The sequence below is a fragment of the Modestobacter muralis genome (assembly GCF_010682105.1).
Lineage (GTDB): Bacteria > Actinomycetota > Actinomycetes > Mycobacteriales > Geodermatophilaceae > Modestobacter > Modestobacter muralis.
Map to the genome: position 1 here is coordinate 55,050 of NZ_JAAGWH010000010.1, position 25,816 is coordinate 80,865.

At 74.8% G+C, this 25,816-nt stretch carries 26 protein-coding genes; 16 read left to right on the top strand and 10 right to left on the bottom strand.

Annotated elements, in window-relative coordinates; genetic code table 11:
* Positions 1-93 precede the first annotated feature (93 nt).
* From GCU67_RS03010 to GCU67_RS22665, 4 genes are all read left to right on the top strand, one after another.
* Positions 94-858, top strand: coding sequence for an SDR family oxidoreductase (locus tag GCU67_RS03010; protein ID WP_163609604.1), 765 nt, complete (start codon positions 94-96; stop codon positions 856-858).
* Positions 859-1,115: 257 nt separating this feature from the next.
* Complete coding sequence (locus GCU67_RS03015) at positions 1,116-1,415, top strand: putative quinol monooxygenase (RefSeq protein WP_163609605.1); 300 nt, start codon at positions 1,116-1,118, stop codon at positions 1,413-1,415.
* Positions 1,416-1,669: 254 nt separating this feature from the next.
* Positions 1,670-2,689, top strand: a complete 1,020-nt coding sequence (locus tag GCU67_RS03020) for an alpha/beta hydrolase (RefSeq protein WP_338104728.1) — start codon at positions 1,670-1,672, stop codon at positions 2,687-2,689.
* A 45-nt stretch (positions 2,690-2,734) separates the two neighbouring features.
* Positions 2,735-3,712 (top strand): helix-turn-helix domain-containing protein, encoded by a 978-nt coding sequence (locus GCU67_RS22665; RefSeq protein WP_163609607.1) that lies wholly within the window; start codon positions 2,735-2,737, stop codon positions 3,710-3,712.
* 79 nt (positions 3,713-3,791) lie between these two features.
* On the opposite strand, the gene GCU67_RS03030 is transcribed toward GCU67_RS22665, so the two are convergent.
* A complete protein-coding gene (locus GCU67_RS03030) occupies positions 3,792-3,995 on the bottom strand; it encodes a zinc-ribbon domain-containing protein (RefSeq protein WP_163609608.1) in 204 nt (67 codons plus the stop codon).
* Positions 3,996-4,157: 162 nt separating this feature from the next.
* Between GCU67_RS03030 and GCU67_RS03035 the strand changes: the two genes are divergently transcribed.
* Positions 4,158-5,537 carry an aminotransferase class V-fold PLP-dependent enzyme gene (locus GCU67_RS03035; protein ID WP_163609609.1) on the top strand — a complete coding sequence of 460 codons (1,380 nt, stop codon included), beginning with the start codon at positions 4,158-4,160 and terminating at the stop codon, positions 5,535-5,537.
* On the opposite strand, the gene GCU67_RS03040 is transcribed toward GCU67_RS03035, so the two are convergent.
* A complete protein-coding gene (locus tag GCU67_RS03040; RefSeq protein WP_338104729.1) occupies positions 5,495-6,019 on the bottom strand; it encodes a MarR family winged helix-turn-helix transcriptional regulator in 525 nt (174 codons plus the stop codon). The genes GCU67_RS03035 and GCU67_RS03040 overlap by 43 nt on opposite strands.
* Before the next feature lie 82 nt (positions 6,020-6,101).
* On the opposite strand from GCU67_RS03040, the gene GCU67_RS03045 reads away from it, so the two are divergent.
* Complete coding sequence (locus GCU67_RS03045; protein WP_163609611.1) at positions 6,102-8,228, top strand: MMPL family transporter; 2,127 nt, start codon at positions 6,102-6,104, stop codon at positions 8,226-8,228.
* A 411-nt stretch (positions 8,229-8,639) separates the two neighbouring features.
* Here GCU67_RS03045 and GCU67_RS03050 read toward each other — a convergent pair whose 3' ends face one another.
* Together GCU67_RS03050 and GCU67_RS03055 are read right to left on the bottom strand one after the other, a co-directional pair.
* Positions 8,640-9,323 (bottom strand): NUDIX domain-containing protein, encoded by a 684-nt coding sequence (locus GCU67_RS03050; RefSeq protein WP_163609612.1) that lies wholly within the window; start codon positions 9,321-9,323, stop codon positions 8,640-8,642.
* Positions 9,320-9,502: a hypothetical protein gene (locus GCU67_RS03055; protein WP_163609613.1), complete on the bottom strand. Its 183-nt coding sequence runs from the start codon at positions 9,500-9,502 to the stop codon at positions 9,320-9,322. Before GCU67_RS03055 ends, GCU67_RS03050 begins: the two co-directional genes overlap by 4 nt.
* Positions 9,503-9,565: 63 nt before the next feature.
* Here GCU67_RS03055 and GCU67_RS03060 point away from each other — a divergent pair, with 63 nt between their 5' ends.
* The 4 genes from GCU67_RS03060 (at position 9,566) to GCU67_RS03075 (ending at position 12,767) form a co-directional block, all read left to right on the top strand.
* On the top strand, positions 9,566-10,336 hold the full coding sequence (locus GCU67_RS03060) for a DeoR/GlpR family DNA-binding transcription regulator (protein WP_163609614.1): 771 nt from the start codon (positions 9,566-9,568) through the stop codon (positions 10,334-10,336).
* 222 nt (positions 10,337-10,558) lie between these two features.
* The gene (locus GCU67_RS03065) at positions 10,559-11,350 is read left to right on the top strand and encodes a transporter substrate-binding domain-containing protein (protein ID WP_163609615.1); all 792 of its coding nucleotides are present in this window, start codon (positions 10,559-10,561) and stop codon (positions 11,348-11,350) included.
* The gene (locus tag GCU67_RS03070; RefSeq protein WP_338104730.1) at positions 11,347-12,015 is read left to right on the top strand and encodes an amino acid ABC transporter permease; all 669 of its coding nucleotides are present in this window, start codon (positions 11,347-11,349) and stop codon (positions 12,013-12,015) included. Before GCU67_RS03065 ends, GCU67_RS03070 begins: the two co-directional genes overlap by 4 nt.
* Complete coding sequence (locus GCU67_RS03075) at positions 12,012-12,767, top strand: amino acid ABC transporter ATP-binding protein (RefSeq protein ID WP_163609616.1); 756 nt, start codon at positions 12,012-12,014, stop codon at positions 12,765-12,767. The genes GCU67_RS03070 and GCU67_RS03075 overlap by 4 nt, the downstream gene beginning before the upstream one ends.
* A gap of 31 nt (positions 12,768-12,798) precedes the next feature.
* On the opposite strand, the gene GCU67_RS03080 is transcribed toward GCU67_RS03075, so the two are convergent.
* Entirely contained in the window at positions 12,799-13,692 is an 894-nt protein-coding gene (locus tag GCU67_RS03080; RefSeq protein WP_163609617.1) for an MmyB family transcriptional regulator, read from the bottom strand.
* A gap of 131 nt (positions 13,693-13,823) precedes the next feature.
* Between GCU67_RS03080 and GCU67_RS03085 the strand changes: the two genes are divergently transcribed.
* The 3 genes from GCU67_RS03085 to GCU67_RS03095 are packed head-to-tail and all read left to right on the top strand — an operon-like array spanning position 13,824 to position 16,493.
* Complete coding sequence (locus GCU67_RS03085) at positions 13,824-14,225, top strand: (R)-mandelonitrile lyase (RefSeq protein ID WP_163609618.1); 402 nt, start codon at positions 13,824-13,826, stop codon at positions 14,223-14,225.
* A 16-nt stretch (positions 14,226-14,241) separates the two neighbouring features.
* Complete coding sequence (locus GCU67_RS03090) at positions 14,242-15,282, top strand: NAD(P)-dependent alcohol dehydrogenase (RefSeq protein ID WP_163609619.1); 1,041 nt, start codon at positions 14,242-14,244, stop codon at positions 15,280-15,282.
* Positions 15,279-16,493 carry an MFS transporter gene (locus GCU67_RS03095; protein ID WP_338104731.1) on the top strand — a complete coding sequence of 405 codons (1,215 nt, stop codon included), beginning with the start codon at positions 15,279-15,281 and terminating at the stop codon, positions 16,491-16,493. Before GCU67_RS03090 ends, GCU67_RS03095 begins: the two co-directional genes overlap by 4 nt.
* Positions 16,494-16,501: 8 nt before the next feature.
* On the opposite strand, the gene GCU67_RS03100 is transcribed toward GCU67_RS03095, so the two are convergent.
* The 3 genes from GCU67_RS03100 to GCU67_RS23115 form a co-directional block, all read right to left on the bottom strand.
* Positions 16,502-17,095, bottom strand: coding sequence for a nitroreductase family protein (locus tag GCU67_RS03100; protein WP_163609620.1), 594 nt, complete (start codon positions 17,093-17,095; stop codon positions 16,502-16,504).
* Between the two features lie 227 nt (positions 17,096-17,322).
* Positions 17,323-18,393, bottom strand: coding sequence for a DUF2332 family protein (locus tag GCU67_RS03105; protein ID WP_163609621.1), 1,071 nt, complete (start codon positions 18,391-18,393; stop codon positions 17,323-17,325).
* 82 nt (positions 18,394-18,475) lie between these two features.
* Positions 18,476-18,835, bottom strand: coding sequence for a helix-turn-helix domain-containing protein (locus GCU67_RS23115; protein WP_246214502.1), 360 nt, complete (start codon positions 18,833-18,835; stop codon positions 18,476-18,478).
* Between the two features lie 410 nt (positions 18,836-19,245).
* Between GCU67_RS23115 and GCU67_RS03115 the strand changes: the two genes are divergently transcribed.
* The 3 genes from GCU67_RS03115 (at position 19,246) to GCU67_RS03125 (ending at position 23,903) form a co-directional block, all read left to right on the top strand.
* The gene (locus GCU67_RS03115; RefSeq protein ID WP_338104732.1) at positions 19,246-20,172 is read left to right on the top strand and encodes a pyruvate, water dikinase regulatory protein; all 927 of its coding nucleotides are present in this window, start codon (positions 19,246-19,248) and stop codon (positions 20,170-20,172) included.
* A gap of 16 nt (positions 20,173-20,188) precedes the next feature.
* On the top strand, positions 20,189-22,609 hold the full coding sequence (gene ppsA / locus GCU67_RS03120) for a phosphoenolpyruvate synthase (RefSeq protein WP_163609622.1): 2,421 nt from the start codon (positions 20,189-20,191) through the stop codon (positions 22,607-22,609).
* Positions 22,610-22,670: 61 nt separating this feature from the next.
* The gene (locus GCU67_RS03125) at positions 22,671-23,903 is read left to right on the top strand and encodes a 3-deoxy-7-phosphoheptulonate synthase (RefSeq protein ID WP_163609623.1); all 1,233 of its coding nucleotides are present in this window, start codon (positions 22,671-22,673) and stop codon (positions 23,901-23,903) included.
* Positions 23,904-23,905: 2 nt separating this feature from the next.
* On the opposite strand, the gene GCU67_RS03130 is transcribed toward GCU67_RS03125, so the two are convergent.
* Both GCU67_RS03130 and GCU67_RS03135 read right to left on the bottom strand, forming a co-directional pair.
* A complete protein-coding gene (locus tag GCU67_RS03130) occupies positions 23,906-24,766 on the bottom strand; it encodes an SDR family NAD(P)-dependent oxidoreductase (RefSeq protein WP_163609624.1) in 861 nt (286 codons plus the stop codon).
* Complete coding sequence (locus GCU67_RS03135; RefSeq protein ID WP_163609625.1) at positions 24,763-25,707, bottom strand: alpha/beta fold hydrolase; 945 nt, start codon at positions 25,705-25,707, stop codon at positions 24,763-24,765. Before GCU67_RS03135 ends, GCU67_RS03130 begins: the two co-directional genes overlap by 4 nt.
* Positions 25,708-25,816: the final 109 nt, after the last annotated feature.

The window sequence follows — 25,816 nt, forward strand, 5'->3', positions numbered from 1 at the left end:
GTGTGGCCACCCGCCGCCGGCGCAACCAGGGACCGGCGGTCCCCCGATCACCGCGCTCTGCCACCGGTCCGGGGTGCGGCCGACGCTGGGGACATGGACATCACCGGCAACACCGTCTTCATCCCCGGCGCGACCAGCGGCATCGGCCTGGCCCTGGCGCTGCGACTGCAGCAGGAGGGCAACACCGTCGTCATCGGCGGGCGGCGCACCGCGCTGCTGGACCAGATCACCGCCGAGCACCCCGGACTGCACGCCGTCGAGATCGACACGACCGACGTGGCGAGCATCCAGCGCGCTGCCGCCCAGGTCATCGCCGAGCACCCGGACCTCGACGTGCTGGTCACCATGGCCGGGATCATGCGGGTCGAGGACTGGACCACCCCGGGCGGCTTCCTGACCTCGGCCGAGGAGACGGTCACGACCAACCTGCTGGGCCCGATCCGGCTCATCGCTGCCTTCGTCGAGCACCTGCGCTCCCGGCCGGCCGCGACGATCATGACGGTGTCCTCGGGGCTGGCGTTCGCGCCGCTGGCGGTCACGCCCAGCTACAACGCCACCAAGGCCGCCGTCCACATGCTCAGCGAGTCCCTGCGGCTGCAGCTGGCCGGCACCGGCGTCGCGGTGGTCGAGCTGGAGCCGCCGTCGGTGCGCACCGCCCTGCTGCCGGGCCAGGAGGACAGCGAGTTCGCCATGCCCCTGGCCGACTTCGTCGAGGAGGTCGTCGAGCTGATCCGCACGCAGCCGGACGCGACCGAGATCCAGGTGGAGAACGTCGAGTTCCTGCGGTACGGCGAGGCGCGCGGCGACTACGACCACGTCGTCGCGACCCTCAACCACCTCGACCCGCACGGCCACTGACGTCCCGGCACGACGGACGCAGGTTCCCGAGCAGCCCAGCGAGGTCGAGCTGTGCGCTCCTGGCGGCACGAGACCGTCCTCGAAGCCGGCGCCGGAATCCGGCCGGTCGGCGGTGACCGACCCGCTGGGCGACCATGGTCCCCGGGTGCACCGGCCCGGCGCGTCGACCGACGCCCCACCCGAGCACTGCCGCCCGACGTGCGGCAGCGACGCGGGCCGGTGCACGACCACTCACCACGACCGAGAGCAGAGTCCAGATGTCCGTGAAGGTGTTCCTCGAGGTCCCGCTCCGTCCCGACGCCAGCGCCGCCGAGGCGGAGGCCGCCATCCGCGAGACGCTCGCGCAGACGGCGGCGTTCCCCGGCAACGAGGGGCTCGAGGTCCTCGTCGACGACGCCGACCCGACCCGGGTCGTCGTCGTCGAGACGTGGGCCACCGCCGACGACCACGCCGCCTACGTGGCCTGGCGCGCGACGCCGGAGGGTGCGGCGGCGCTCGCGGCGGTCCTCGCCGGTCCGCCGGTCACCCGCACGTTCGGCCGGTCCATCGACCTGTGACGCCGGCCCTCCCGCCGCAGGGGTCCACGGTCCCCACCTGACCGGCCACGTCGGCTCCGGGGCCGTGTCGACCGACTCGGCCCCGGGGGCAACGGTGGCCGGCCGGGCCGGCTGCTCCCTGCTCGGGAGGCGGCGCAGGCGGGCGGACCGCCACCTGGCGGGGACCGCCCGCCACGTGGCGCTGGTGCCGCGCCGGACTGCCCACGAGCATGGTGACCGCGGTCACTCGCGACCGCCCGTCCCGAGGAGACCATGTGACGACGACGTCACCCAGCGCCCCGCACACGACCGAGCAGCGGGGAGTGGGAGCTCCCCGTCCGCCGTTCGACCCCGAGATCGCCGCCGTGCTGCAGGTGCTGGCCGGGGTGATGCCCTCCTCGCTCACCGCCGACCTGATCCCCGTGCTGCGCCAGCCGAACCCGGCGCTGCCCTCGATCACCGACGAGGAGCTCGGCCGCGGCGGCACGTTCACCGTCAGCACCCGGTCGGTGCCCGGCCCGGCAGGAGCGCCGGACGTCGAGGTGATCGTGTGTCTGCCGGTCGGGGCTGCCGCACCGGTCGCCGCCGTGCTGCACACCCACGGCGGCGGGATGGTGATCGGCGACGCACGGACCGGTCTGGCCGAGATCATGGACTGGGCCGCGGAGCTGCAGCTCGCCGTCGTCTCCGTCGACTACCGGCTCGCCCCGGAGACCCCGCACCCCGGGCCGGTCGAGGACTGCTACGCCGCGCTGCTGTGGACGGCCCGCAACGCAGCCGAGCTGGGCATCGACCCCGACCGCATCGTGGTGGCCGGTGCCAGCGCCGGGGGAGGGCTGGCCGCGGCCCTGGCCCTGATGGCCCGCGACCGCGGTGACGTCGCCCTCGCCGGCCAGTTGCTGATCTACCCGATGCTCGACGACCGCAACGACACCTTCTCCGCCCACCAGATGGCCGGGGTCGGGGTGTGGGACCAGGTCTCCAACGACACCGGCTGGACGGCGCTGCTGGGTGCCGACCGTGGCGGCCCGGACGTCTCCCCGTACGCCGCCCCCGCCCGGGCGACCGACCTGTCCGGCCTGCCGCCGGCCTTCGTCGACGTCGCCAGCACGGAGACCTTCCGGGACGAGGACATCGCCTACGCCACGCGCATCTGGCAGGCCGGTGGGATCGCCGAGCTGCACGTGTGGCCCGGCGGCTGCCACGGCTTCGACACCTTCGCGCCCGGGGCGGGGATCTCGCAGGAGGCGCGGGCGGCGCGACTGCGCTGGCTGCGGCGCCTGCTCGCCCCGTGACCGGCGGGCCTGGTCACCAGCCGCCACGAGGTCCACAGTGAGCTGGTGAACGACCTCGCGCTCCGCCTCGCGGCCCTGGACCCCGAGGCGGGCGCGGCGGTCCGGGTGGTGGGCCACTTCGACGCCCTGCTCGAGGCGCGCGCTGGGCTGCAGTCCATCGTGCGGGGCGCCGCCGCGCTGGCCGGCTGCCCCGCCCGGCTGGTCGACCCCGCCCGCGGGCTGGTCGTGCGGGTGCTCCCCGACGGCGTGGTCGAGGCAGCCGGGGAGCACGCCGTCGACCCGGCGTGGCCGTCGGCCGAGGTGGCCGCTCCCGGCGTGCTGCTCTGGCTGGAGCAGTCCGGCCCCGCGGGCACGGTGCAGGCCGTCGTCCTGGAGCGGGCCGCCGCCGCCGCCCGTTCCGTCCTCCAGCGCACCCGGTCGCACGCACCCGTCGAGGACCCCGCCTCGGTCGAGCTGCTCGTCGACGCCGCGGCGCCCGAGGCCGACCGGCTGGCCGCTGCCCGGCGCCTGGGCGTCACGGCCACGGCCCGTGTGGTGGCCCTGGCCGGGGGCCGGACGCTGGTGGTCGGGGCCGATGCCGTCGTGACCGGGGGAGACCGGGCCGGGGTCGGACCGGCCGTGGCGGTGGCGGAGCTGCCGGCCTCGGGCGAGCTGGCCCGGCTGGCGCTGCGGCTGACCGCCGAGGGCACCGCCGAGGACCCCGGGCCGCGGGTGGTGCACGCCGACCAGCTGGGGTCACTGTCGCTGCTCGTGCGCGCCGCGGACGGTCGGCCGGTGCCGGACGTGCAGGCGCTGGCACACGCCGCGGCCACCGGGCCGTGGGTGCTCGCCACCCTCGACGCCGTCGCCACCAGCAGCAGCCTGCGGGACGCGGCCCGGACCCTGCACGTGCACCACTCCACCCTGCAGGACCGCCTGCAGCACGCCGAGGCCGCACTCGGGTGGGACGTCCACTCACCCGCCGGTCGCCTGCGCCTGCAGCTGGCCCTGGTGCTCCACCGGGCCGGCCGGTCCCGTCCCTGAGGTGGATGCACCCCGCGAGGACGTCGCGCCCGCAGCGGACGTCGCGGCGCCGGCGCGGGAGGGTTGCCCGTCGTCCGGCTCAGACCTCGACGGCGGTGCTGCAGATGGTGCAGACCTCCAGCTGCCTGCGCCCCCACCGGGCGACCGGGACGAAGAACACCGTGAGCTGCCGGGACTCCTGCACCCGCGCCCACGTCGACGTGTTGCCGCAGTTGGGGCAGGTGCGGACCGCCCCGGGGCCGAGGTCGCGCTGCTTGGTGCCGAAGCCGAAGAGGAAGAACACGTCGTCAGCGTAGGCAGCAGCACCCCGTGCCGGCCTCCGCAGGACCTCTCCTCCGGGAGCTGCACGGACGCGCGGTGTCGTCGGCCGTCCGCGGGGGTCGACGGTGGGAGGCTCCGGGTGGTCGCCGGGGCGGTGGCCGGTCAGGACGGGAGCGCGGTGGCGATGACGGCCTTGTTCGGCACAGGGGACCTCTCCCCGCACGATCCCCTCGTCGGCGCCGACCTGAGCGTCCTGGTCGGCGGGGAGCTGCGCCGCTACGTCGACCTGGACGCCGCGGCGACCACCTCGGCGTCGGCGGGTGTCGCCCGGGCCGTGCAGGAGTTCCTGCCCTGGTACTCCAGCGTGCACCGGGGAGCCGGCGTGAAGTCCCAGGTCAGCAGCGCTCGGTACGACCAGGCCCGGGAGACGATCGTCCGCTTCGTCGGCGCCGACCCGGCGACGCACGTGGGCCTGTTCCCGAAGAACACCACCGAGGGCCTCAACCAGATCGCCTTCCGGCTGGGGCTGACCCGGGACGACGTCGTCGTCAGCACCGCGGTCGAGCACCACGCCAACCTGCTGCCCTGGCGGCGGCACGCGCAGGTCCGGGTCGTCGACGTCGACCGGTCCGGCACCTACTCCGTCGACGCCGTGGTCGCCGCGCTCGACGAGCGGCCCGCGCCGCGCGTGCTGGCGGTGTCCGGGGCGTCCAACGTCACCGGCTGGATGCCCGACCTCGCCGGCCTCGCCGCGGCGGCCCGGGCCCGCGGGGTGCTGGTGGTCGTCGACGGTGCGCAGCTGGTGCCGCACCGCCCGGTCGACATGGCCGCCCTCGGGATCGACGTGCTCGTGTGGTCCGGGCACAAGATGTTCGCGCCCTTCGGTGCCGGCGGCATGGTCGTCGACCGCCGGCTGCTCGTCGGCGGTGAGCCCTTCCTGGTCGGGGGCGGGGCGGTGAAGGCGGTCTCGGACACCGAGGTCGTCTGGGCCGACACCCCCGACCGGGACGACGCCGGCACGCCCAACGTCCTCGGCGCGGTGGCCCTGGCCGCTGCCGCCGACGAGCTGATGGCCGCAGGCCCGCGCAACCGGCGGCACGAGGACCTGCTCGTCCACGCGCTGGACGCCGAGCTCGCCACCGTCCCGGGGCTGCACCGGCTCGGGCCCACCACCGGCGACCGGCTCCCGGTGGTCAGCTTCGTGCTCGACGGCATGCCGCACGAGGAGGTCGCGCAGCGGCTGGCCCGGGAGCACGGCATCGGTGTCCGCAACGGGTGCTTTTGCGCCCACCCCTACCTGAGCCGGCTCTTCGGCCTCTCCACGGCCGAGGTGCAGCAGTTCCACGACGACGCCCGGGTGGGCCGTGCCGACCGGCTGCCCGGCGCGGTGCGGGTGAGCTGCAGCTCGGCCACCCCGCTGGCGGACGTCGCCGCGCTGGGGGAGGCCCTGCGCGCCCTCACCGGCGACCGGGCCCGCGCCCAGCTCGTCCCGGCCGCCCGGCTCCCCGAGGGCACCGACCGTCAGCTGCCCCGCGGGTCCGGTTCGTCGGTGGTGCGGGCGTAGCGGCCGGCGGCGTCGGTGACGTCGGTGAGGAACCGGGAGACCAGCGCCAGCTCCTCCTCGCTGTAGCCCGACATCGCCGCGCCCAGCGCCCGCTGGAGCCCACCGAAGTGCTCGGCGCCGGCGGTCATCGCCGACTCCGACATCTCCAGCACCACGCGGCGTCCGTCCCCGGGGTCACGGACGCGGCGCAGGTGGCCCACCCGCTCCAGCCGGTCCAGCAGCGCGGTGGTCGAGGCCGAGGCGAGTTCCACCGCCTCGCCGAGCCGGCCGGCGGTGATCGGCTGCCCGCTGCGCGCGGCGTCCATGACCGCGACCAGCGCACGGACGTCGGTCCGGTTCAGCCCGTGCGCGGTGGCGAACCGGGCGCCCACCGCATCGAGCTCGACGGTCAGCCTCCGGAGCAGCAGTGCGATGTCCAGCTGGGCCCTGGTCCGGTCACCGGCCCGGTCACCGGCCTGCTGCTCGCCTCGGTCGTCCGTCACCGGGCACCTCCGTTCGCCGTCGGTCGTCGTCCGTCGTACGGTGAAGTCTCTCGACGATCGAGACTTCTCCCCGAGGACACCGATGCCCCGCCGCACATCTGTACTCCGCTGGCTGCTCCCCGCCGTCATCGCCCTGCTCTGGCTGGGCCTCGCCGGCCCGCTGGGCGGGTTCGGCGGCAAGCTCGCCGAGGTGTCGGAGAACGACTCGGCCGTCTTCCTGCCCGACAGCGCGGAGTCGACCCGGGTCGCCGAGCTGCAGGCCGGGTTCCGCACCGAGCGCGCCCTCCCGGTCGTCCTGCTCTGGGAGAGCGAGGACGGCGCGCTCGAGGAGGCTGCGCTCACCGAGGTGGGCCGGCGCCTCGGGGACGCGGTCGCGGTCGCCGAGGAGGCCGGTGTCCTGGCGGGCGAGGCGTCCCCGCCGATCCCGTCCTCGGACGGCCTCGCGGTGCAGGCGGTGCTGCCGTTCAGCCCGGACCTGGGCGACACGCTGGGCGAGGTGGTCGCCGAGCTGCGCGCGCTGCCTGCCGTCGCGGGCACCACCGCCCACGTCACCGGCCCCGGGGCGACGTTCTCCGACTTCGCGGCGGGCTTCTCCGGCATCGACGGACTCCTCCTGCTGGCCGCGTTCGGCGTCGTGCTGCTGATCCTGCTGGTGGTCTACCGCAGCCCGCTGCTGCCGCTGCTGGTCATCAGCACCGCGGGCATGGCGCTGGTGGTCTCCCTCGCGGTCGCCTACCTGCTCGCCGAGCGGGGCTGGATCACGGTCAACGGGCAGAGCCAGGGCATCGCGTCGATCCTCGTCGTCGGTGCGGCCACCGACTACGGGCTGCTGCTGGTGGCCCGCTACCGGGAGGAGCTGCGGCTGGAGGAGTCCCGCTCCACGGCCATGCGGGTGGCGCTCCGGCAGTCCTGGGAGCCTATCGTCGCCAGCGGCGGCACCGTCGTCCTCGGTGTGCTGTGCCTGCTGTTCTCCGACTTGGGCTCCAACCGGGGTCTCGGCCCGATCTCCGCGGTGAGCATCGCCTTCGCCATGCTGGCCGCGCTGACCTTCCTGCCGGCCGTGCTCGTGCTGTTCGGTCGCGCGGCGTTCTGGCCGTTCCGGCCGCGGTACGGCGACGCACAGCAGCACGGCCGCGGCTGGGAGCGGGTGGCCACCGCGGTCGGCCGCCGCCCGGCCCGCGTGCTGGCGTGGACGCTGGTCGGGCTGTTCGCCCTCGCCGCGTTCCTGCCCACCTTCGACGACAGCGGCATCCCGCTGTCCGAGGCGGTGCGCGGGGGCTCGCCGTCGGCGGCCGGCCAGCAGGCCCTCGCCCGCCACTACGACGCCGGCTCGGCCACCCCGGCCAGCATCCTCACCCCGGTCGACGGCTGGCCGGACGTCGCCGCGGCCGCGGGCTCCGTCGCCGGCGTGGTCGACGTCGTCCCGTTCACCGGCGAGGCCGGGCCGCCCGGGGCCGGCGGCGGGGAGCCCGTCGAGTCCGCCGGGCTGGTGCGGCTGGACGCCACCCTCGGCGACGCACCCGACAGCGCCGCCGCCCAGTCCACCGTCGCGGAGCTGCGGACGACGCTGCGCGGCCTCGACCCCGGCACCCTCGTCGGCGGGACGACGGCGCAGGACCTGGACACCCAGGAGACCGCGGCCCGCGACCTGGCGGTGATCGTGCCCCTGGTGCTGCTGGTGATCACCGTCGTCCTGGCGCTGTTGCTGCGGGCCGTCGTGGTGCCGCTGCTGCTGGTCGCGACCGTCGCGCTGAGCACCGCGGCGACCGTCGGCCTGGGCGCGCTGGCGTTCGAGCACGTCTTCGACTTCCCGGGCAGCGACCCGCAGGTGCTGCTGATCGGCTTCGTCTTCCTGGTCGCGCTGGGGATCGACTACAACATCTTCCTGATGACCCGGGCCCGCGAGGAGTCGATGCGGCACGGTACGCGGGCGGGCATCACCCGGGCGCTGACCGTCACCGGCGGGGTGATCACCAGCGCCGGGCTGGTCCTGGCCGCCACGTTCGGGGCGCTCACCGTGCTGCCGCTGGTGCTGCTCGTCCAGCTGGGCTTCCTGGTCGGCGTCGGCGTGCTGATCGACACCTTCGTCGTCCGCTCGCTGCTGGTGCCGGCCGCCGTCCACCTGCTCGGGGACCGCATCTGGTGGCCGAGCGCGCTGGCGGCGGGGCCGACCGCACCGGAGCGGGAGGGGGAGCCGGCCGGCGGCTGAGCCGGCCGGTCGCGCCGGGCCACCCCGCCGCGGACCCGGCCGGCCGGCGTCACTCCGGCCAGGACGTCAGGTGCCATCCGCGACACCGCGGGCACCGGTACGTGCGCTGCGGTGTCTTCTCGCGTTCGTCACCGGCATACCGGATGCGTGCCAGCGCCAGCTCCGCCGTCGCCTCGTCGCGGTACCGCCGCTTCACGCAGGCCCGACCGGTCACGCACCCGTCTCCCCTCGCCGTCCGACCACCTCGGAGTCGCCCTGCCGACGCTGTCGGCACCTCGGCCCCCCGGGACGATGGTGCCCCGCTCCCCGTGCCGGCCGGTGGGGCCGTCGGCAGTCGGCACCAGTCACCCGTGGCCGGTCCGCGGCCCCGGCGCCTCCGGCCCGCGGTCGGCCTCCAGCAGGACGGCCCGGTCATCCCCGCGGGACGGCGAACGGCCCGGCCAGCGCGGCCCACTGGAGCAGCATGATCGTCTTCGCGTCGGCGATCCGGCCGTCGGCGACCTGGGTGAGCGCGGTGTCGAAGGGGAGCTCGCAGACCTCGATGTCCTCGCCCTCCTCGGCGAGCCCACCGCCCCGCCCGGCCCGGGTGGCGGCCGAGTAGGGCGCGGCAAAGAAGTGCAGCCGCTCGGTCACCGAGCCCGGGCTCATGTAGACCTCGAACACCGGCTCCAGCTCGCCGATCTGCACGCCCAGCTCCTCGGCCGCCTCGCGGCGGATGGCGGTCGCCGCGTCGTCGTCGTCCAGCAGGCCCGCAGCCGTCTCCAGCAGGATCCCGTCGGGATGGCCGTTGACGTACACCGGGTAGCGGAACTGACGGGCCAGCAGCACGGTCCGGCGGTCGGGGTCGTACAGCAGCACGGTGGCACCGTTGCCCCGGTCGTAGGTCTCCCGCTGCTGGGGACGCCAGCTGCCGTCTGCGCCCCGCACCTGGAGCGTGGTGCGGCGGAGGACGTGCCAGGCGGCGGCGAGCACCTCGACGTCGGTGACCCGGACGTCGGGGTTGCCGGTGAGGTCCCGGCCGACCCGGTCGAGCCCGGTGCGGCCCCGCTCGTCCGGGACGTCGACGCCGGGCACCGGGCGCGCCGGGGCGCTCACGCGGCGGCCCGTGCGGTCACGCCGGGGACGCCCCCGAGGCGGTGGCCGGCCGGGGTCAGGGGCCGGGCCGCCTCGTGCAGGGTGGTCGGGTCGGTGGCCATCGGGGCGGGGTCGTTGCCGGTGCCCGGGCGGTGGGACGCGGTGAGCAGGACGAGCATCGCTCGCAGAATCGAGGTCATGGCGACAGACTATGCACAAACGTGCAACACTCGGAAGCACCTTGCAGACGGGAGAGAAGACAGATGCTGGTGCCCCAACGTCGCGACCTGCTGCTGGACCGGTTGCGCCGGGACGGGCGGGTCATCGCCAAGGACGTCGCTGCCGAGCTCGGGGTGAGCGAGGACAGCGTCCGGCGCGATCTGCGGGAGCTGGCCGCCGCGGGTCTGTGCCAGCGCGTCTACGGCGGGGCCGTCCCGTCCTCGCCGGCGGTGGCGGACTACGGGACCCGCCGCGGGGTGGCCGTGGACAGCAAGGCGCGGGTGGCCGCCGCGGCGGCTGCGCTGATCGAGCCCGGCGACACGGTCGTGCTGGACGGCGGGACGACCGCGCTCGCGGTGGTCCACGCCCTGCCGCGTGACCTCCGGGCCACGGTCGTCACGCACAGCCCCACCGTCGCCGCCGCGCTCGTCGACCACCCGACGGTCGAGGTCTACGTGGTGGGAGGCCGGCTGTTCAAGCACTCGGCGGTCGCCTCGGGAGCTGCGGCGGTGGAGGCGGCCGAGGTCGTCCACGCCGACCTGTTCCTGATGGGCGTCACCGGCGTGCACCCGGACAGCGGCCTGACCACCGGCGACGCCGACGAGGCGGCGATGAAGCGGGCGCTGTCCCGGCGGGCGGCGGAGACCTACGTCCTGGCCAGCACCGAGAAGATCGGTGCGGCGTCCCGGTTCGCCGTCCTGCCGCTGGCTGCCGTGGCGGGCGTCGTCACCGACGCGCCGGCCGAGGACGCCGTCGTCTCCCGGCTCGTCCGGATGGGCGTGCCGATCGTCTGGGCGGGGGGCACCCCGGAGTGACCGCCGGCGGCTCCGCGCACCGACCACCGGTGCGGTCGGGGGCCGGGACCGGGCGTCCCGGCGCCGACCCCGCGGGCGGCGGCACACTGCACCAGATCGATCAGGTTGTGGGACCGGCCACGTGGCGGAATGCTCCGACGCGGCAGCGGTTCCCCCTGGCGGCAGGACCACCGCCCCTGCCCGCCGACGAACGTCCTGACCTCATGACCCCCGGAGACCACCGTGCGCACCCGCCTGACCCTGACCGCCGCCCTCGCCACCGCCCTGCTGCTCAGCTCCTGCGGCGGCGACTCCGACGACGCCGGCAGTGCCAGCGGCGGCGGCTCGGGTGAGGTCCTGCGCGTCGCCACCGAGGGCACCTACGCGCCCTTCTCCTTCCACGACCCGGCCAACGGCAACGAGCTGACCGGCTACGACGTCGAGGTGGCGAAGGCCGTGGGCGAGAAGCTGGGCATGGAGGTCGAGTTCAGCGAGACGCAGTTCGACTCGATCTTCGCCGGCCTCGAGGCCAGCCGGTACGACGTCATCGCCAACCAGATCGGCGTCAACCCCGAGCGCGAGGCGAAGTACCTCTTCTCCACGCCCTACACGTACTCCAACGGCGTGGTCATCACCCGGGCCGACGACACCAGCGTCAGCTCGCTGGCCGACATCGCGGGCAAGACCAGCGCGCAGTCGACCACCAGCAACTTCGCCGAGGTCGCCACCGGTGCCGGTGCGAAGATCGAGGCCGTCGAGGGCTTCACGCAGGCGATCACGCTGCTCAAGCAGTCCCGCGTCGACGTCACCGTCAACGACAGCCTCGCCTTCCTGGAGTACCAGAAGAGCACCGGTGACCAGGACGTGAAGGTCGCTGCCGAGATCGACGACGACAGCCAGTCGGCGCTGCTCTTCCGCAAGGACGAGACCGAGCTGCAGACGAAGGTCGACGGGGCCCTGGACGAGCTGCGCACCGAGGGCACGCTGACCCAGATCTCGGAGAAGTACTTCGGCGAGGACGTCAGCCAGGAGTGAACGCGATCGACTGGGACCTGGTCCGCAGCAGCCTCGGCCCCCTGTTCGGGGGGCTGGTCACGGGCACGCTGCCGCTGACGGCCGCGACCTTCGCCCTCGGGCTGGTCATCGCCGTGGTGGTCGCGCTCATGCGGCTGTCGGGCAACTGGCTGGTCTCCGCCCCCGCGCGGGCCTACGTCTCGGTCATCCGCGGCACCCCGCTGCTGCTGCAGCTGTTCATCGTGTTCTTCGGCCTGCCCTCGCTCGGGATCACGCTGGACCCCTGGCCGAGCGCGATCATCGCGCTGTCGCTCAACGTCGGGGCCTACGCCTCCGAGGCGGTGCGGGGGGCGATCCTCGCGGTGCCGCGCGGGCAGTGGGAGGCGGCGATGACCGTGGGGATGGGCCGGGTCACGACACTGCGGCGGGTGGTGCTGCCGCAGGCCGCGCGCATCGCCGTCCCGTCGCTGAGCAACACGCTCATCTCGCTGGTCAAGGACACCTCGCTGGTCTCGGTGATCCTGGTGACCGAGCTGCTGCGGAAGGCCCAGGAGATCGCGGCGCCGAGCTTCGCCTTCTTCACGCTCTACGGCGTCGCCGCCGTCTACTACTGGGTGGTGTGCCTCGTGCTGTCCTTCGGTCAGACCCGGCTGGAGACCAAGCTGTCCCGGCACGTGGCCGTATGAGCGCCCCGCTGCTGGAGGCCCGCGGGCTGGTCAAGTCCTTCGGCGACAACCGCGTGCTGCGCGGCATCGACGTCACAGTGCCGGCCGGGTCGGTCACCTGCTTGATCGGGCCCTCGGGCTCGGGCAAGACGACGGTGCTGCGCAGCCTCAACGGGCTGGAGATGCCCGAGGCCGGCACGGTCCGGATCGGCGACGTGCAGCTGGACTGCGGGAGCCGGCCCGACGCACGCGCGGTCGCCCGGCTGCGCGGCCAGAGCGGCATGGTCTTCCAGGCGCACAACCTGTTCCCGCACCTGACCGTGCTGGACAACGTGACCTCCGGGCCGGTGTTCGCCCAGGGCCGGTCGAAGGCCGAGGCGCGGGAGGAGGCCCGGGCGTTGCTGGAGCGGGTGGGTCTGGCCGACAAGGCCGACTCCTACCCCGTGCAGCTGTCCGGCGGGCAGCAGCAGCGCGTCGGCATCGCCCGCGCACTGGCCACCAAGCCCAAGGTCGTGCTCTTCGACGAGCCCACCAGCGCCCTGGACCCCGAGCTCGTGGGTGAGGTGCTGCGGGTGATGCAGTCACTGGCCGCTGAGGGCTGGACGATGGTCGTGGTCACCCACGAGATGCGCTTCGCCCGTCAGGTCGCCGACCAGGTGCTGTTCCTCGACGGCGGCGTGGTCGTGGAGCAGGGCCCGCCCTCGGAGGTGCTCGTCGAGCCGCGCGAGGCCCGCACCCGGCAGTTCCTGCAGCGCCTGCTCGACCCGCTCTAGGCCGGCCGCGGCGCCGTCGTCCCGCTCGCGGTCAGGAGCGGTCGCCCGCCGGGGCGGGCTGGTCGGCGCCGGTGGCCGCCTGGGTCGCCGCCCAGCTGGACAGCACCTTCAGCCCGTCCTCGGACGGCGTCCCCGGCTGGGCGGTGTAGATGGTCAGCCGCAGGTCCGGTGACCCCGCGGCGGGCAGGTCGAGGGTGCAGTAGCCCAGCTCCAGGTCACCGACGACGGGGTGGTGGAACCGCTTGGCGCCGTCGTGGTGGATGCGGACGTCGTGGGCGGCCCAGCGGGTGCGGAACTCCTCGCTGACCGTGGACAGCTCACCGACGAGCTCGCGCAGCGCCGTGTCGTGCGGACGGCGGCCGGCCTCGGCGCGCAGCAGCGCCACGGTGATCGCCGTGGCGCCGTCCCAGTCCTCGTAGTAGTCGTGCGCGGCCGGGTCGAGGAACTGGAACCGGGCGAAGTTCACCGGCCGGCGCGCGCCGCTGAACATCGGTGAGTGCAGCGCCCAGCCCAGCGTGTTGGTGGCCAGGACGTCGAGCCGCCCGTTGGCGACGAACGCGGCCGAGCCGGTCATCGTGTCCAGCATCCACTGCACCCGCGGCGGGAGGGCGGCCCGCGCCCGGCGCTGGGGTGTGCGGCTCGGGCGGGCCGCCCGGGCCAGGTCGAACAGGTAGGTGCGCTCGGCCTCGTCCAGCTGCAGCGCCCGGGCGACGGCCTCGAGCACGTCCTCGGACACGCCGGCGATGTGGCCCTTCTCCAGCCGGGTGTACCAGTCGGTGCTCACACCGGCGAGGACGGCGACCTCCTCGCGCCGCAGCCCCGGCACGCGCCGCCGTCCACCGCCGGCGAGCAGCCCGGCCTGCTGCGGGGTGATCCGGGCCCGCCGGGTGGTGAGGAAGTCGCGGATGTCGGCGCGGTTGTCCACCCCCTCGACGCTACGACGTGGCACGCGGCGTGGGGGGTCGAGCTCCTACCCCCCACAGACCCGCCCTCCCAGGCGCGCGTCCGCAGGCGTTCGGTGGAGACCGACCGACCACCGATTCCCGAGGGACGACCGTGCAGATCACCCGCAGCTCCACCGACACCCTGAAGGGCCCGGCCGACTGGTTCACCGGCGACGTCTACATCGACGCCGTCGCCGCCGCCCCCGCGCCGTCCCGGGTCACCGCCAACCTCGTGCACTTCATGCCCGGGGCGCGCACCCACTGGCACCGCCACCCCCTCGGCCAGACCGTGTTCGTCACCGAGGGCGTGGGCCTGTGCCAGCGCCGCGGCGGGCCGGTCGAGGTCATCCGCCCCGGCGACCGCGTGTTCTTCGAGGCCGACGAGGAGCACTGGCACGGTGCTGCCCCGGACCGGCTGATGGTCCACCTGGCGATCAACGAGGCCAGCGACGACCACGCCGTCGTGCACTGGCTGACGCCGGTGACCGACGCCGAGTACACCCCCACCCACTGAGCACCTGGAGACCCTCATGCGCGTCAACGCCTACGCCGCCCCCGCCGCCGGCGAGCCCCTGGCCCCCACCACCGTCGAGCGCCGGGACGTCGGCCCGCGCGACGTGCTGATCGAGATCACGCACGCCGGCATCTGCCACTCCGACATCCACACCGTCAACGGCGACTGGGGCCCGCAGCCCTTCCCGGTCGTGCCCGGCCACGAGATCGTCGGCCTGGTGACCGAGGTCGGCACCGACGTCACCACCCACCGCGTCGGCGACCGGGTCGGCGTCGGCTGCATGGTCAACTCCTGCCGGGAGTGCACCAACTGCCTGGCCGGCGACGAGCAGTACTGCCTGCGCGGCATGGTCGGCACCTACGCCGCCGTCGACCGGGACGGCACCACGACCCAGGGCGGCTACTCCACCCACGTCGTGGTGGACGCCGACTTCGCCCTGGGGGTACCCGCGGGCATCGACTCCGCGGCCGCCGCGCCGCTGCTGTGCGCCGGCATCACGACCTACTCCCCGCTGCGCCACTGGGGTGCCGGCCCGGGGAAGCGGGTCGCCGTCGTGGGCCTGGGCGGGCTCGGCCACATGGCGGTCAAGCTGGCCTCGGCCATGGGTGCCGAGGTGACCGTGCTGTCCCAGTCCCTGAAGAAGCAGGAGGACGGTCTGCGGCTGGGCGCCGACGCGTACTTCGCCACCAGCGACCCGGACACCTTCGCCACCCTGACCGGCCGGTTCGACCTGATCGTCAACACCGTCAGCGCGCCGATCGACGTCGACGCCCACCTGTCGCTGTTGGCCGTCGGCGGCGCGCTGGTCAACGTCGGCGCCCCCGCTGAGCCGCTGGGCGTCAACGTCATGTCGCTGATCGGCGGCCGCCGCACCTTCGCCGGGTCGATGATCGGTGGCCTCGCCGAGACCCAGGAGATGCTCGACTTCTGCGCGGAGCACGGCATCGGCGCCGAGGTCGAGGTCATCGAGGCGGCCCAGGTCAACGAGGCCTACGCGCGGGTGCTGGCCTCCGACGTCCGCTACCGGTTCGTCATCGACGTGGCCAGCCTGCGGTGACGGCGGCTCCGGCCACCGGCACGGCGACGGCGGCCCCGCCGGGGCGCATGCCGGTCGTGGTGTACGTGCTCGCCGTCGGCACGTTCCTGATGCTCACCACCGAGTTCGTCGTCGCCGGCCTGCTGCCGGAGATCGCCGGCGACCTGCAGGTGAGCGTGGCGCAGGCCGGGCTGCTGATCACCGTCTTCGCGGCCGGCATGATCGTCGGCTCGCCGGCGATGGCGCTGCTGACCCGCCGGCTGCCCGCCCGGGTGACGCTGGTGCTGGCCCTGGCGGTCTTCGCGGCCGGGCACGTCGTCGTCGCGCTGGGCGACAGCTTCCCGGTGCTGCTGGCCGCCCGGTTCGTCACCGCCTGGGCTGCCGGCGCCTTCTGGTCGGTCGCCTCCGTGGTCGCCACCCGCGCGGCCGGCCCGGGCGCCGGCGCCCGGGCACTCGGTCTGGTCGGCGCCGGCGGCATGCTGGCCAACGTCGCCGGCGTGCCGCTGGGCGCGTTCGCCGGGCAGCTGTCGGGCTGGCGCGGGCCGTTCTGGGCCCTCGCGGTCCTCGCCCTGGCCGCTGTGCCGCTCATCGTCCGCAGCGTGCCGCCCGAGGACGCCGACCGGCAGCCGGTGACCCTGCGGTCGGAGCTGGGCGCGCTGCGGTCGGGCCGGCTGTGGCTGGTGCTGGCGGCGTGTGCGACCACCACCGGCGGCGTGCTGTCGGTCTACTCCTACGTCTCCCCGCTGCTCACCGACCGGGCGGGCGTGGCCGCGGGCTGGGTGCCGTTGGTGCTCGTCGGCTTCGGCGTCGGGTCGCTGGTCGGGACGGTCGTCGGCGGCCGGCTCGGCGACGACCACCCGCACGCGACCACGATCGGGGTCGCGGCGGCGACCGCCGTCGTCCTGGTGGCGACCTGCCTGTTGTCCACCTCCGCCGTGCCGACGGTGCTGCTGCTGGTCCTGCTCGGGTTGCTGGGGCTCAGCGCCAACCCGGTGCTGTCCGCGCTGGCGGTCCGCTCCGCCGGGGTGGCGGCCACGCTGGGCGTCGCGCTGTCGGTGTCGGCCTACAACCTCGGGACGGCGGTCGGCTCGCTGGCCGCCGGCCGGGCCCTGGAGTCCGGGCTCGGCGCGGTCGGCCCGGCCGTGGTGGGCACGTGCGTCGCGGCGCTCACGCTGGTCCCGACGACCGTCCTCGCCCTGCGCAGCCGCCGCGAGGCGGTGACCGCGGGCTGACCCGTGGGTCAGGCGGCGGGGTCCTCGGGCAGCGGGAGGAGCAGGGCGTCCAGCGGCAGTCGCTCACGCGGCGCCACCTCCCGGGCGGCCAGCGCCTCGGGCAGCTCGGCCCCCGCGGCGTGGCGGCCCAGCGCGAGGACGACGAGCGGCTGCACCTGGTCAGGCAGGCCGAGCAGCGCGGCGACCCGGTCGCGGTCGAAGCCGCCGAGCTGGTGCAGCACCAGCCCCTCGTGCTGGGCCTGGACCGACAGGTGCGCCACGGCCTGGCCGGTGTCGTAGACCGCCCACGGGCGGGGCGCGCCGTCCGGGCCGGTGGTCTCGGCCGCCACCACGACCAGCGCGGACGCCGCGTGCGCCCACAGCTGGTTGCCGCGGGCCAGCGCGTCGCGCACGTCGTCGAAGGTGCGGGTGCCGCGGCGGGCCACCGCGAAGCGCCACGGCTGGGTGTTGCTCGCACTCGGCGACCAGCGGGCGGCCTCGAGGACGGCGGTGAGCTGGTCCTGGGTGAGCTCGTGCGTGGCGTCCAGGCCCCGCGGGCTCCAGCGCTCGGCGAGCAGCGGGTGCAGCGGGACGGCGGTGACGGCGGTCTTGCGGACGGTCATGCCGGCGTCAACGCCGTCGCGGCACCGGGCATGTCGTGGCCTCGCTCACCGGCCGGGCCGAGGGGACGTGTCGTGGGCGTGTGCGGATCTGCAGACGCCGTGGCAACGGGCGCGCGACTGGACTGGGCGACGTCCCCCGGTCATCGACGTCCCACCGGCCCCCCCGGTGGTGAGGAGCCCGCCATGCCGACCAGTCCTGTGCCGCCGAGTCCCGCGGCACGCAGCGGCTACGCGGCCAGCCAGGACAGCAGGCGCCCCCGCGACCAGCAGCGGCCGAGCACCGTGGCGTGCAGCCCGGTCCCGGTGGACACCGTCAGACCGACGGTGCTGTGTCCCGACGCCGGGCGGTCGCCGAGCGTCGGGACGCCGGGTGCGACCCCGACCCCCTCGACGGAGACCCACGCGACCGTCCGGCCGGCCGCGACCTCCGCCAGGCGTCGCAGCAGCTCCCGGCGACGGGCCGGGGTGAGCCGGGAGAGCGCCCACGCCGTGAGGACGACGGGCAGCGCGCCTGCGGGTACCCGGGCGACGGCCTCGGGCAGCAGCGCGAGCGGGTCCCCGCGCAGCAGCAGCGGGGGAGCGGCCGCCGCGACGTCGAGCGCGGACCGGAGCTGCGCGGCCTCGTGTAGGCGGTCCGGCGCCACGCAGGCGCGCAGCCAGCGGACGTCGTCGGGGTCCGTGGGGTCCAGTGGGTCGCGGTCGACGCCGACGCGGGTGACGACCTCGGGCAGCGCCCGTGCCGGGACCCGGCCGGGCCCGACGACCGGGGTGGACAGCTGGACGGGGGAGGACGGATCGCCCAGCGACGGCCCGGGGTCGTAGCCGAGGCCGACCCGGTCCAGGTGCACGTCCAGGCCGGCGGGGGTGCCCAGGCCGACCAGCCCGACGGCCGGTGCACCGACCCGGGAAACGGCCTCGGCGACGGCCGGGTGGAGGACCGCGCACCGCGCGAGGCCCATCGTGGCCGGGCTGCGGTGCGCGACGGTGGTGGCGACCGCGTCGGTCAGCTCCAGCAGCGTGGCGACCGCCGCGTCCGCGGTGGCGGCACCGTCGGCCGCGGCGTGGGCGGCGGCCAGTGCCGGTGCGCGGCCGGCGAGGGCCAGGTCGTGCAGCGCTGCCAGGAGGACGGCCGGGGAACGCCGGCGGGCGGGCAGCGCGGTCAGGGCGTGCAGCGCGGCGGGGGACGCGCTGAGGGCGAGTGCGGTGTGGCGGTCCAGCGGTGACGTGCTCGCCGCCTCGGCGTACCGCCGGAAGGTCCCGGCGAGCGCATCGGCGGGTCCGGTCGGGTGCGCGGTCACCCGGGCACCCTGGCACCACGGCCCCGTGTCCCGGGAACCGATCGGCGCGCCGTCCCGGTCGGGACGGCGGGTGGAGCTGGAGTCAGGCGGCGTCGGTGCGGGCGCCGTCGAGGTACTCGCGGACGGCCGGCGCGGGGACCCGGAAGGAGCGGCCGACGCGGACGGCGGCCATCTCGCCGTTGTGCACGAGGCGGTAGACGGTCATCTTCGACACGCGCATGATCGCCGCGACCTCGGCCACGGTCATGAACTGGACGGCCGGGCGCGGGGCGGGGCGCTCGGTCATCGGGCGGACGGGCTGCATCGGCGCGGGGCGCTGGCCGACGGGGGCGAAGCCGGGCTGCATGCGGGCGCCGGGGACGGCGGGGCGCGGGGTCGGGACGCGGCCGTAGGTGGCCTGACGGGGGAGGGCGGTAGCGGGGGAGCGCTGGGCCAGGGTCATCGTCGTGCCTCTCGATGGCGGGTCTAGGGACGCGGGGCCAGTGGACTGACGACCCTGCGCTGCTGTGCTGGAACTGAGAGTAGGGGGCCATCGGAGGCCCCGTCTCTGTGGACGTGGACGAGACGGACTGGTCCGCTTCGGCACAAGTTGTCCGTGCGCGGGATGGGACCGGAGTGAACGTGCAGGTGACACGCTGGAAGACAGGTGCCGGTGGGGTCGGTGTGACACCGGCGGACCCGTGGGTCCACAGCAGCCGGGCCGGCGTCCCCTGTTGACGGCTCCCGGCGTGCGCTGCACCTCATGACGTCTAGTTCGTCCTACTAGGCTGGGGCCCGGCGTCTCCCGGACCGGCCGTGCGGCGGGTCCGGCAGCAGCCGGCGACCGGTCCGTGCCCCGACGCGTGAACAGAGGTGCAGGGTGCCCCTGACCCGACCCGCCCGACGACCTCCCCGGCCCGCCCGGTGACCGGCCCGCCAGCAGTGGGCCCCACCGACGTCGTCCCGGTGTTCTTCCTGTCCGACAGCACCGGGATCAGCGCCGAGACGATGGGCAACGCGCTGCTCATCCAGTTCCCCGACCTGCACTTCGACCGGACGCTCGTGCCGTTCATCGCCACCGTCGAGCAGGCCCGCGAGGTGGTCGCCCAGGTCGACGAGGCGATGGACGGCCCGGTACAGCCCCTGGTCTTCCTCACCGCCGCGGTCGAGGAGGTGCGGGCCGAGCTGCTGCGCACGCGGGCCCCGGTCATCGACTTCTTCGGCCTGCACATGGCCCGGGTGGAGGCCCAGCTCGGCGCGCCCGGGCTGCGTGAGGCCCGCCGGCTGCACGGGGTCGGTGACGTCCGGCGCTACAACGACCGGATGGCGGCCATCGAGTTCGCCATCGAGCACGACGACGGGCTCAGCCCCCGTGGCCTGGAGCGCGCCGACGTCGTCCTGCTCGCGCCGTCGCGGTGCGGCAAGACCCCGACGGCGATGTACCTGGCCCTGCAGCACGGCCTGTTCGTCGCCAACTACCCGCTGGTCGAGGAGGACCTGGGCACCACCGACCTGCCCCGCCCGGTCCGCGAGCTGGCCGACCGGTGCTTCGGGCTGACCACCACGGTGGCCCGGCTCAGCCGGGTGCGCCAGGAGCGCCGCCCCGACTCCCGCTACTCCTCGGAGGAGCAGTGCCGCTCCGAGCTGCGCCGGGCGACGGCGATGTACGACACCCACGACCTGCCCACCGTCGACACCTCTGCGGCCTCCGTCGAGGAGATCGCCGCGGTGGTCGTCCAGACCCTGGCCCGGCGGCGCCGCCGCCCGGGCGCGCCCACGCCGTCCCGCCCCGCCCGATGAGGAAGGACCACACCGCATGAGCACCGAGACCGCACACGCAGACGTACGCGAGGACCCCGCAGGCGAGGACAACGTCCGGTGGTTCGCCGAGCTGGGGCTGGCCGACCTGGAGGTGGTGGGCGGCAAGAACTCCTCGCTCGGGGAGATGATCTCCCAGCTGGCCGACGCCGGGGTGCACGTCCCCGACGGGTTCGCCACCACCGCCTCGGCCTACCAGCGCTTCCTCGGCGACACCGGCCTCGCCGCCCGGATCGCCGACCGGCTGCGCACCCTGGACACCGACGACGTCCGCGCGCTGTCCGCCGCGGGTGCGGAGATCCGCCGGCTGGTGGTCGAGCAGCCCTTCCCGCCGTCGCTGGAGGCCGACGTCCGGGCCGCCTACGCACAGCTGGCCGGGGACGACGCCGACATGTCCTTCGCCGTCCGGTCCAGCGCCACCGCCGAGGACCTCCCGGACGCCTCCTTCGCCGGGCAGCAGGAGACCTTCCTCAACGTGCGCGGCATCGACGCGGTGCTGCAGGCGGTGCGGGAGGTCTACGCCTCGCTCTACAACGACCGGGCCATCGCCTACCGGGTGCACCACGGCTTCGACCACGAGGCGGTGTCGCTGTCGGCGGGCGTGCAGCGGATGGTGCGGTCGGACCTCGGGGCCTCGGGCGTGCTGTTCACCATGGACACCGAGTCCGGCTTCCGGGACGCCGTGTTCATCACCTCCGCCTACGGGCTGGGCGAGGGCGTCGTGCAGGGCGCGGTGAACCCCGACGAGTTCTACGTCTACAAGCCCGCGCTGGCCGCTGGCCGGCCGGCGGTGCTCAAGCGCGGGGTGGGGGAGAAGGCCACCAAGATGGTCTACACCGAGCACGCCGAGGTGGGCCGGACGACGGAGTTCGTCGACGTCGACCCCGCGCAGCGCCGGCTGCTGTCCCTCACCGACGCCGAGGTCACCGAGCTGGCCCGGCAGGCCGTGCGGATCGAGGAGCACTACGGCCGGCCGATGGACATCGAGTGGGGCAAGGACGGGCTCACCGGCGAGCTGTTCGTGCTGCAGGCCCGCCCGGAGACCGTGCAGTCCCGCTCCGGGAACGTCACCGAGCGGTACCGGCTCACCGGGACCGGTGAGGTGCTGGCCGAGGGGCGGGCGATCGGGCAGAAAATCGGCGCGGGTGCGGTGCGGGTGCTGTCCGACATCGACCAGATGGACTCCTTCGCCCCCGGTGACGTGCTGGTCGCGGACATGACCGACCCGGACTGGGAGCCGATCATGAAGCGGGCGTCGGCGATCGTCACCAACCGCGGCGGGCGCACCTGCCACGCGGCGATCATCGCCCGCGAGCTGGGCATCCCCGCCGTCGTCGGCACCGGGTCCGCGACCCGCTCGCTGCACGACGGCGACCCGGTCACCGTGTCCTGCGCCGAGGGCGACACCGGCCTGGTGTACGCCGGCGCGGTGGACTTCGAGGTCAGCGAGACCTCGCTGGAGGCCATGCCGGAGATCCCCACCAAGATCATGATGAACGTCGGGACGCCGGAGCAGGCCTTCGCCTTCTCCCGGCTGCCGCACGCCGGCGTCGGCCTGGCCCGGCTGGAGTTCGTCATCAACCGGCAGATCGGCATCCACCCCCGCGCCCTGCTGGAGCTGGACACCCTCGACCCCGCGCTCAAGGCGCAGATCACCGAGCGGATCGTCGCCTACCCCTCGGCGCGGGACTTCTTCGTGTCCCGGGTCGCCGAGGGCATCTCGATGATCGCCGCGGCGTTCGCGCCCGAGCCGGTGATCGTGCGGATGAGCGACTTCAAGTCCAACGAGTACGCCAACCTCCTCGGCGGGGAGGCCTACGAGCCGCACGAGGAGAACCCGATGCTGGGGTACCGGGGGGCCTCCCGGTACCTGTCGGCCGACTTCGCCGAGTGCTTCGCCATGGAGTGCGAGGCGCTGCGGTACGTGCGCGACGAGATGGGCCTGACCAACGTGCAGATCATGATCCCGTTCGTCCGCACCGTCGCCGAGATCGAGGGCGTGGTCCGGCTGCTCGGCGAGCACGGCCTGCGGCGCGGGGAGAACGGCCTGAAGGTCGTGATGATGTGCGAGCTGCCCTCCAACGCGCTGCTGGCCGACGCCTTCCTCGACCACGTCGACGGGTTCTCCATCGGCTCCAACGACATGACCCAGCTCGTCCTCGGCCTGGACCGCGACTCCAGCCTGGTCGCCGGCAGCTTCGACGAGCGGGACCCCGCGGTCCTCGCCGTCCTGGAGATGGCGATCAGCGCCTGCCTGGCGCGGGGGAAGTACGTGGGCATCTGCGGCCAGGGGCCCAGCGACCACCCCGACCTCGCCGAGTGGCTGGTGGCGCGGGGGATCGGGTCGATGTCGCTGAACCCGGACACCGTCGTCGACACCTGGCTGCACCTGGCGCGCACCGCGGCGGCGGCCGGCTGACCCGGGGTGCGCCCCGCGGACCCGGTCGCAGGTCCGCGGGGCGTACCGGGAGACTCGCCCCATGGACCAGGCGCCGCCCCCCGCTGACCAGATCCTCACCGAGGCCACCCGGATCGCCGACCACCTGCTGGACCTGCAGACGCGGGTGAACCAGCAGATCGACGCCACGCTGGCCGAGCTGCTGCCCGGCGTCGTGGCGCAGCTGGGCACCGGCGGGGTGGACGACGTGGACGACACCGACCTGGTCAACGCCCGGATCACCGGCCTGAGCGTCGTGGTCACCCCGGCCGCGGTCGCCACCGTCGTCCCGCTGCCGGCGGCCTCCACGGCGACCACCCGGGCCGCGCGGCGTGCCGTGGGCGACATCGTCCGCGGCACCGACGACCGGCTGACCGTGATCGCCGGCCCGTGCTCGATCCACGACCCGGCCGCCGCCGTGGAGTACGCCGGCTTCATCGCCGCGATGCGGGCGCGGCACGGGGCCGACCTGGAGGTCCTGATGCGGACCTACACCGAGAAGCCGCGCACCGAGGTCGACTGGAAGGGCTTCGCCTACGACCCCTTCCTCGACGGCTCCAGCCGGATCAGCGTCGGCCTGGTCGCCACCCGCATGCTCATGCGCGCGATCACCGCCCTGGGCGTGCCGGTCGCGGCCGAGCCGCTGAACGCCCTCACCCCGCAGTACGTCAACGGGCTGGTCACCTACAACGGCGTCGGGGCCCGCAACGTCACCGACCAGACCGCCCGCGAGAGGGCCTCGGGCTTCTCCTCGGTCATCGGCTTCAAGAACTCACCGGAGGGCAGCATCGGCGCGGCCATCTCCGCCGTGCTCACCGCCCGGGCCCCGCACGAGTTCCTCGGCGTCGACGGCCACGGGGTGACCGCGCAGCTGTCGACCACCGGCAACGACACCGCCCACGTGATCCTGCGCGGGGACAAGGACGGCCCCAACCACTCCGCCGCCCACGTCGCCGCCACGAAGCAGGCGCTGGCCGCGCGCGGCCTGCCCGAGGTGGTCGTCGTCGACGCCTCGCACGGCAACAGCCAGAAGGACCACCGCCGCCAGGCCGGCGTGGTCGCCGACCTGGCCGGCCAGATCGCCGGCGGTGAGCGGGCGCTGCGCGGCGTGATGATCGAGAGCAACCTCGTCGAGGGCCGGCAGGACCTCGACCAGGCGCACCCGGGATCGCTGGAGTACGGCAAGAGCGTCACCGACGCCTGCGTCGACCTCCCGACGACCGAGCGGCTGCTGGCCGAGCTGGCCGCGGCCGTGCGCGCCCGCCGGGAGGTCTGAGCTCAGGGGCGCTGTCGGCGCTGCTGCAGCCGGGCCGCGATCCGCGGGTACGAGGCCGGGAACAGCCGCACCAGCAGGTCGACGGCCTTCGCGTCGTTGCCGACCAGCACCCGGGGCCGCCCGGCCTCCACGCCGTCGACGACGATCCGGGCGGCCTGCTCGGCCGGCATCCGCAGCAGCTTCTCGTTGTAGAAGCGGGTGCGGGCCTCGTCCTCGGCGGTGACCTCGTCGCCCCGCGCCCGGGAGACCTCGAGCGCGGCGGTGGCGATGTTGGTGCGCACTCCGCCGGGGTGGACGACGGTCACCTGCACCGGGTGCCCGGCGAGCAGCATCTCCTGGCGCAGCGCCTCGGTGAACCCGCGGACGGCGAACTTGCTCGCGCTGTAGGCGTTGATCGAGCCCTGCGCCATGAAGCCGTTGAGGCTGGACACGTTGACCACGTGCCCGTCGCCGGAGGCGACCAGGTGGGGGAGGAACGCCTTGGTGCCGTGCAGCACGCCGAAGAGGTTCACGCCCCAGATGCGGTCGTAGTCGGCCCAGTCGCTGTCCAGCACGGTGGTGCCGCCGGCGACCCCGGCGTTGTTGTAGACCTGGTGCACGACGCCGAAGTGGCCGGCCACCGTCTCGGCGTAGGCGAGCACCGCGGCCCGGTCGGTGACGTCGAGGGTGGCGGTGTGCACCTCGGCCCCCAGTGCGCGGGCCCGGGCGGCGGTCTCGGCCAGCCCGGTCGCGCCGATGTCGGACAGCGCCAGCCGCGCGCCCCGGCGGGCCAGCTGCAGGGCCAGCTCGCGGCCGATGCCCGACCCGGCCCCGGTGACGACGGCGACCTTGCCGCGGACGCTGTTCTTCGGGGTCCTGCTCATCGCGGGTCTCCTGTCGTGGGGAGCGGGGCGCCGGTGCTCCGGGCCAGCTCGGTGGTGAGGTCGACCAGCCGGTCGACGACACCGGGGGCCAGGTGGTGGCCCATGCCGGCGATCTCGACGAACCTGGCACCGGGGACGGCGGCCGCGGTGGCCCGGCCGCCGGTGGGGTGCACCATCCGGTCGGTCGACCCGTGCACGACCAGCGTCGGCGCGGTGATCGAGGCGACCTCGGCCGTCCGGTCGCCGGAGGCCTGAATGGCGCCGATCTGCCGGGGCACCCCAGCCCGGGCGCGGACGCCGCCGCCGCGCTCCCAGAACCCGGTGGCCCAGGCGCGCTCGAGCTCCTCGTCGGGCAGCAGGGTCGATGAGCCGATGTGCGCCAGCATGCCCAGGTGCCGCTCGACGGAGTCCTCGACCGTGGGCGAGGGACCCTTCGCCAGCCGCAGCAGCGTCGACCGGGCGGGCTGGCCGACGGAGCGGTCGCCGGTGGTGGAGAAGATCGAGGTCAGGCTGGCGACCCGCTCGGGGTGCCGGGCGGCCAGCGTCTGGGCGATCATCCCGCCCATCGACATCCCCACCAGGTGCACCCGCTCGACGGCCAGGTGCTCCAGCAGGCCGAACGCGTCCGCGGCCATGTCGGCCAGGTCGTAGGCGTCGGCGCGGGGCCGGGCCAGCAGCTGGCGCAGCCGCCCGGGGCGGGGGGTGCCGATCTGGCTGGAGCGCCCGATGTCCCGGTTGTCGAACCGGACGACGCGGAACCCGCGGGCGGTGAAGCCGTCGACCATCCGCTGCGGCCAGGAGGTGAGGTCGATGCCGAGCCCGGCGATCAGCAGCAGCGGGACGCCGTCGTCGGGGCCCTCGACGCGGTAGCAGATCCGCGGGCCGGCGGGCAGGTCGACGAACCGGTCGGCGGTGGTGGCGCCCAGGTCGGTGGCGGTCATGCCGGCACCGGGACCCGGGAGGAGAAGTGCAGCTCGGGGTCGACGACGCTGTCGGCCCGCAGCAGCTTGACGTCCGAGCGGTAGTCGGTCGAGGTCAGCCAGGGCATCC